Here is a 6,233-nt window from a genome sequence, read left to right as displayed (position 1 = left end):
CCTGCGCGCCGACATCAACCTGCATCGCGTCAGGCCGATCACCGGCGCAGACACACGCCGCTGCGTCTTAAACCTCGCCTTCCAGGCCAACGTCACTGCAAAATACTCTCAAACCGCAAACCTCCTCTACGCCTAAAAAAACGGGAAAGCAGGATTTTGAGTAAGCGAATGCTCGAAGCGCAGCACAATCTTGTCTCGACCATTGCCGACTGGCCCAATCACATACCTGGCGCGGACTGGCCGGAAAGAGTCGAATGGCGTTGGATGCGCTTCGACGAATTGCAGCCGGCTACGCTCTATGCTGCCCTTCAATTACGACAGCAAATATTCATCGTCGAGCAGGGCGTTCCCTATAGTGACATTGATGGCGGGGATCTCAAGGCGAGCCATCTTTTCTGCTTTCTCGACGGCCGCCTCGCGGGATACCTCAGGACATTGCCCGCCGACCAATTTGCCCTCGGTTATACAAGTTTTGGCCGGGTCGTCGTGCATGCACGGTGCAGACGGCTCGGTATTGCGCGGCAGCTCGTGGCAAGAGCCATCGAGCAGCTCGCTGAAACCGAGCCGGGAATTCCCATCAAAATATCGTCGCAACTGTATCTCCGGGACTTCTACGCATCGTTTCAATTCGTGGCTCAAGGCCAATCGTACATAGAGGACCGAATTCCTCATATAGCAATGATCAGGTCCTGCGATCCGAAATAACATTGTCCGATAGAGTATAAAAACTTTCAGAGGCGCCAATGATTAGAGCGGGAATTGAGCCCAAGATCGTAGGATCCGATACCTTCGACCATACGCATGCTCCGCAGCCGGCCCCGGGGCGTCTGGAAGAAAATGTGCCAGTCACCATAATCGGCGCTGGTCCTTATGGACTGTCGCTGGCCGCTCATCTGCGTGAAACAGGCACGAAGTTCCGCATTTTTGGCACGCCAATGAAGAGCTGGCTGACGAACATGCCTCGTGGAATGTGTCTAAAATCTACTGGCTATTCATCGACGCTCTATGATCCGCAGAGAGCCTTCACAATTGGCCATTATTGCGCAGAACGTAAAATTCCTTACGCCGATGTTGGGTTGCCAGTAAATGTCGAAACGTTTTGCCAATATGCAATGGCCTTTAAAGAGCGATTTGTGCCGGACGTTCACGAAGCATACCTCACAGATCTAACGGTGGCAGGGAACGAATTCCGCCTTCGATTCGGCGACGGAACTCACATTAAATCACGCCATGTGATCATCGGTGTTGGTTTGGAAAAATTCCGCAGAATGCCGATAGAGCTTGCCGGCTTCCCTTCGGCTTTCGTCTCTCACAGTGGCGAGCACACCGATCTAAGCCGCTTCCGCGATGCCGTCGTGGCCGTCGTCGGAGCGGGTTCTTCGGCGATCGACATGTCGACGTTGATTCATGAGGCAGGTGGACATCCCGTTTTAATCGCTCGGAAACAGCAGATTGAATTTGGCCTTGAAGAGAGGCAGCAAAGACCGCTGTGGGATCGGATTAGTCGTCCCATGACAGGCATAGGTCCGGGTTGGACGAACTATGTTTGTGCTCACTACCCTGGCGTATTCCGCCAGCTTCCCGATGGAGTTCGTCAACGGACGGTGAATACTTTCCTTGGCCCATCCGGTGGTTGGTTCATGAAAGAGAGGTCGAAGGCCGTCTCACGGCTTCTTGGCCATCGAATGGAGGCAGCAGATGTACATCAGGGACGGGTACATCTGACACTCGTATCGGATAGCGGGGACAAAAAAATTCTGGTCGCAGATCACGTCATTGCAGCAACGGGTTACAAGATGGACGTTGAGCGCTTGGATTTCCTCTCCTCAGACATCTTGCGAAGGCTGCAACTCGTCGGTTCAACCCCTCGATTGTCCAGCAACTTTGAATCGTCCATCCCCGGACTATTTTTCATCGGGCCGGTTTCCGCAATGTCCTTTGGTCCGATTATGCGTTTTGCAGCCGGAGGAGGGTTTACTGCTGCTCGCCTGTCCCAATTTCTCGCGAAACGTACCGCATCTCACGAGTAGAGAACTGTTCCCCCCCCCCGTCAGGCAGCCAGGATATCCTGGCTGCCACATGCCCGTGACTACACGGGTAAGCACGCGATAAGCAGCGGTTATGTGTGACGCCCACTCCGTCTCTTAGTCGAGGAGGAGCGGCTTTATCTCAGATCGATGCGATTGCAAGCGTCAGATCATAGAGTTGGCCAAAGTGTGTGCGCGTGTCAGCTCGTTGACCAGCTTCGAAATCTTCCCGAACGCGCTTGCGCATGTCCTGCCGGTCTACGCTCGGCCAACGGATGGTCATCCGATTTGTTCCGCGCGTCAGAATTGACTTGCTAATGGGAAGGGTCTTGGCGCGCCATTCGCCCTTTACTTCAACCGAACCAACCTCGGTACCATTGACGTCAACGATCACGTTTCCGGTTTCCTGCGCGCCAGGGATCCGGCAGTCAATCCTAAGCTCAAGGTCTTCGGTATCCGCGCAAACGAACGGGAAAACACTATCCGTCTCGTAAGCCGCCTTGAACGACCTGCGGAACCATCTGTTGGCATCCATGAGGTGGATCCAGTGCGGATGAAGCAAATCAATTTCCTGTAACGCGCCCAAGGCGAAGTCCGGATCAAGCGGACTGTCTTGTAGCTCCGGAAATTCTGCTTGCATGGCCTCAAGCATGGGAAATTCGTTGATTAAACCACGTGAGATCAAGCCAAAGCCCATGAGATACGTAGAGGCAATCTGGTGCTCGACAAGCTCGCCAAACCCGGAAATCAGTACGGATGGTGCCGCGTGACGGAACGCGTCAAAAAGGAGTTGTACGCCACGATTGGCGAGTGCAGGGTGGCATGCGACGGCACGCCGGAAGTGATAACGGCAGATCTCCGGTTCCTGGCCCCAATGAGCATTGTGAACACCAGCCAGCAAATGCGCCCAACCTTCCTGCTCGGACATGGGCGATGGAGCTAGCGCTTTAAGTTCGTCTAGTTCGACCGTCTCGTGCAACACTGCTTCCTTGATTGCCTGAGCAGTAGCTGCCATCGCAATCTGGATGCCTTCTGCAGTTAGATGGCAATAGTCCAGGAACTGAGTCCGGCCGGGCATTTCGTTGCGATAATACCTCTCGAAGATACGTGGCAAATCCACGATCTTCACGTTCTCCTCATCGCCGACACGCCGGATGGTATCGGCGACAATCTCGAATATTCCCGGAAGCACACGAGTATCATCGTTGACATCTCGACTTTGCCGAAGTGTAGAGGAGGCATCCCTGGAATTGCTCTGCTCCAAGCGGATTCGCGCGAGGAGTTCGAGGCTGCAGGACGAGGCACCTCCGTCCAATCGTATGGCCTCAAGCACATACCTTTCCGCATTGGTGAAATGTCCGGCTTCCAGCATGCGTTTGGCGTCAGCAAAAGCCGCGACCCAACGTACTGTGTGATCATTGGACATCAGCGGAACATCAAGCGTTCCTGATGGACAGCTAATCCAGTCTGCAAGATTAATTTCGGGAATAACGAAGATGAGAGGAACGCCGGCCTCGCGCGCGATGCGCGCTAGCTCGCGTACGGTTACAGTTGCGATGTCGCAAGCTCGCGCGCGTTGTCGAGCCATCAGCGCTGCCACGCCTCCGTCTTCTGACAGCAGTGCACCATCAGAGAAGGCCTCCACTGTGTTTCCACCTAGAGGGCCGGCTCGCCAATTATTTCCAGCAAATACGACGAATGCGTCCGGCTGCAGCGCGCAAGCTGCCCGAGCCATTTCGGTCAGCCACCACGAACCGCAATTGCTCTGCGCGAGGTCGACGACCTCGACGGGATCCCCACTCCCTGAAAGTTGCCGCTCGAGAACCATCGCCGGGCCGTAAAGCGGGCTGAAGAAGAAGCCCCTGGCAACGGATTCGCCCAGAAAGACGATACGCTTGCCCTCGGATTTCTTCGAGATGCGTTCGACATCCGCGCAAAATCGCCAAAGGTCTATATGTTTGCGAGACCGTACGAAGTCTCCGCTATTCGCATCCTCTTCCCAAATCCCAATCGCGCGATTTTCTGTTTCTCTTGGACGGTCGAAACCTAAGATGTCATCTCGCAAGGAGCTGAACGGCCCCGTCCATATCTCTGCATTTTTTGCCAATTCACTTGGCTTGTCCTGACACATCAGCTGCAACATCGCCAAGGCATTGGCATCGCCCTTCATGAAGTTGGCCAGACGAGAAGCCATATGTTGTCTTTCCGGCATGCGTGTCACGGCTGCAGCTCCTTCGGGACGGTGTCAAAGAAACGAATATACGTTGGCGCGCTCGGTGATCTGCCGCTTCTTGGCATTGCGCACGCCCAACATTTCGACGATCTCTGTCCAAGCCGCCGGACGCTCCGAACGGTCGATGAGGCAATCCTCCAGGACGAGGACGTCGATATTCGAGATCACGAAACACCAGATCGCATGGATCGGATCCATGACAATGGCATCACCACGGAGATTGAACGACGTGTTCAGCAGAATCGGGCAGTTTGTTAGCCTGTCGAACTCTGTCAGCAGTGCATGAAAGCGGGGACTGACGTTCGGGTTGACGGTCTGAACACGCGCGGACCCATCGACATGCGTTATAGCCGGGAGATCCAGTTTCGACGTGACCTGGCAGGTCTCCAGCATGTAAGGCGACGGATGTCTGAGATCGAAGTGCTCTGACATTTTTTCTTCGAGCACCGCTGGGGCGAACGGCCTAAAGGCCTCGCGCATCTTGACCAGAGCGTTGATGCGGTCGCGCATCTCCGGACGTCGCGGATCCGCGAGGATAGACCGAGACCCAAGGGCGCGGGGACCAAATTCCATGCGGCCATGAAACCAGCCCACGACTTTGCCCTCTGCCAACCGTGCTGCCGTCGCTTTCACCAAGCCGGGCTCGTCTGCACAAAAATAGTTGGCGACCTTTCCCAAGGGGCTTGCGCCAATAATTTGGTTCACCTGAAGGTTCGAGAACGAAGGACCGAGATAGACGTTCGCCAATGGTTGCAGACGCGAGCTGTTCTTTGCATGACGGGCCCAGGCAACGGCCGCCGCGCCAAGTGAACCTCCTGAATCGCTCGCGGCAGGCTGCACGAAGAGATGCTTGAAAGGGCCTTCCCGATGAATGCGGCCGTTCGCGACGCAATTCAGCGCGACTCCTCCGGCCATACACAAATGCTCGCTGGGGTATTTGCCGTGAAGATACCTAACCTTTTCGAGCAGGACACCCTCCAGCGCCTTTTGCAAACTAGAAGCGATATCCGTGTGAAATTGATCAATATCCGATTCCGGAACGCGGGGCGGCTGTCCGAATAGCTCGCAAAGCTTATCGGAGAACATGCGGTCGCCACTCACAAAATCGAAGTAGGTGAGATCCAAGCAGTACTGGCCGTCACTTGATGACGTGAAGAGCTGGTGAATTTTGTCGAGGTACCTGGGCGTCCCATAGGGGGCGAGCCCCATCACCTTGTATTCCGCGTCGTTCACATCAAATCCGAGATAGGCGGTTACAGCACTGTAAAGAAGACCCAATGAATCCGGAAAAATGACCTCCTCGAAAAGGTCAATAGTGTTGCCTTCAGCACGCCCGTAGGTCGTGGTGGCCCATTCGCCCACGCCGTCGACAGTCAGAATGTCGGCTTCAGGAAAGCCAGAGAAATAGTAAGCACTGGCTGCATGCGATAGATGATGGTCGACGAACTCGATTGGCCCCTCATATCCGAGGGCTTGGCGGATTTCGCGTTCGGCGCGGCTGGGATCGATGCGAAAGCGCGCCTCGGGCCGGTGAAGAATATCAGGTAATCCGGCCCAAAGCTGGCGCGAAAATTTCTTGTTGGGGTCTTCGTAGTAGGCGATTGCGGTGATGTCTTGAATGCTGACTTTGGCTTCCCGCAGGCAATACCGAAAAGCGTTCGCGGGTATGGCACTATCGTGTTTTAGCCGAGAAAAGCGCTCTTCCTCGGCTGCACTGACAAGCCTGCCATCCTTTATCACGCAGCAAGCTGAGTCGTGATAGTGAGCTGACACTCCAACAAATACGCTCATGATTCTCTCCCGGACAGCAGCTGGCCTAAGTGCCTTTCCCGTTTTTTTAGGCGTAGAGGAGGTTTGCGGTTTGAGAGTATTTTGCAGTGACGTTGGCCTGGAAGGCGAGGTTTAAGACGCAGCGGCGTGTGTCTGCGCCGGTGATCGGCCTGACGCGATGCAGGTTGATGTCGGCGCGCAGG

6 protein-coding genes are annotated in these 6,233 nt (G+C 55.1%); 3 read left to right on the top strand and 3 right to left on the bottom strand.

The window, feature by feature from the left end; genetic code table 11:
• Nucleotide 1: 1 nt before the first annotated feature.
• Genes AB4Z24_RS22430 through AB4Z24_RS22420 form a run of 3 tightly spaced genes read left to right on the top strand, consistent with a single transcriptional unit; the run spans nt 2 to nt 2,030 of the window.
• Complete coding sequence (locus tag AB4Z24_RS22430; RefSeq protein WP_441711862.1) at nt 2–136, top strand: HalD/BesD family halogenase; 135 nt, start codon at nt 2–4, stop codon at nt 134–136.
• Nucleotides 137–168: 32 nt separating this feature from the next.
• A complete protein-coding gene (locus tag AB4Z24_RS22425; RefSeq protein WP_441711858.1) occupies nt 169–705 on the top strand; it encodes a GNAT family N-acetyltransferase in 537 nt (178 codons plus the stop codon).
• Nucleotides 706–743: 38 nt separating this feature from the next.
• Nucleotides 744–2,030 carry an NAD(P)-binding domain-containing protein gene (locus tag AB4Z24_RS22420; protein ID WP_441711856.1) on the top strand — a complete coding sequence of 429 codons (1,287 nt, stop codon included), beginning with the start codon at nt 744–746 and terminating at the stop codon, nt 2,028–2,030.
• Between the two features lie 139 nt (nt 2,031–2,169).
• Here the strand turns inward: AB4Z24_RS22420 and AB4Z24_RS22415 are convergent, their stop codons facing one another.
• From AB4Z24_RS22415 to AB4Z24_RS22405, 3 genes are read right to left on the bottom strand one after another with little or no spacing between them, the layout of a single operon-like run.
• Nucleotides 2,170–4,248, bottom strand: coding sequence for a hypothetical protein (locus AB4Z24_RS22415; protein ID WP_441711854.1), 2,079 nt, complete (start codon nt 4,246–4,248; stop codon nt 2,170–2,172).
• A gap of 24 nt (nt 4,249–4,272) precedes the next feature.
• Entirely contained in the window at nt 4,273–6,051 is a 1,779-nt protein-coding gene (locus AB4Z24_RS22410; RefSeq protein ID WP_441711852.1) for a carbamoyltransferase family protein, read from the bottom strand.
• Nucleotides 6,052–6,097: 46 nt separating this feature from the next.
• Nucleotides 6,098–6,220: a hypothetical protein gene (locus tag AB4Z24_RS22405; RefSeq protein WP_441711860.1), complete on the bottom strand. Its 123-nt coding sequence runs from the start codon at nt 6,218–6,220 to the stop codon at nt 6,098–6,100.
• Between the last annotated feature and the right edge of the window lie 13 nt (nt 6,221–6,233).

This window comes from Hyphomicrobium sp. 2TAF46 (assembly GCF_052114865.1).
GTDB lineage: Bacteria > Pseudomonadota > Alphaproteobacteria > Rhizobiales > Hyphomicrobiaceae > Hyphomicrobium_B.
Note: the sequence above shows the minus strand (reverse complement) of the source record. Positions and strands in the feature narration are given on the sequence as shown.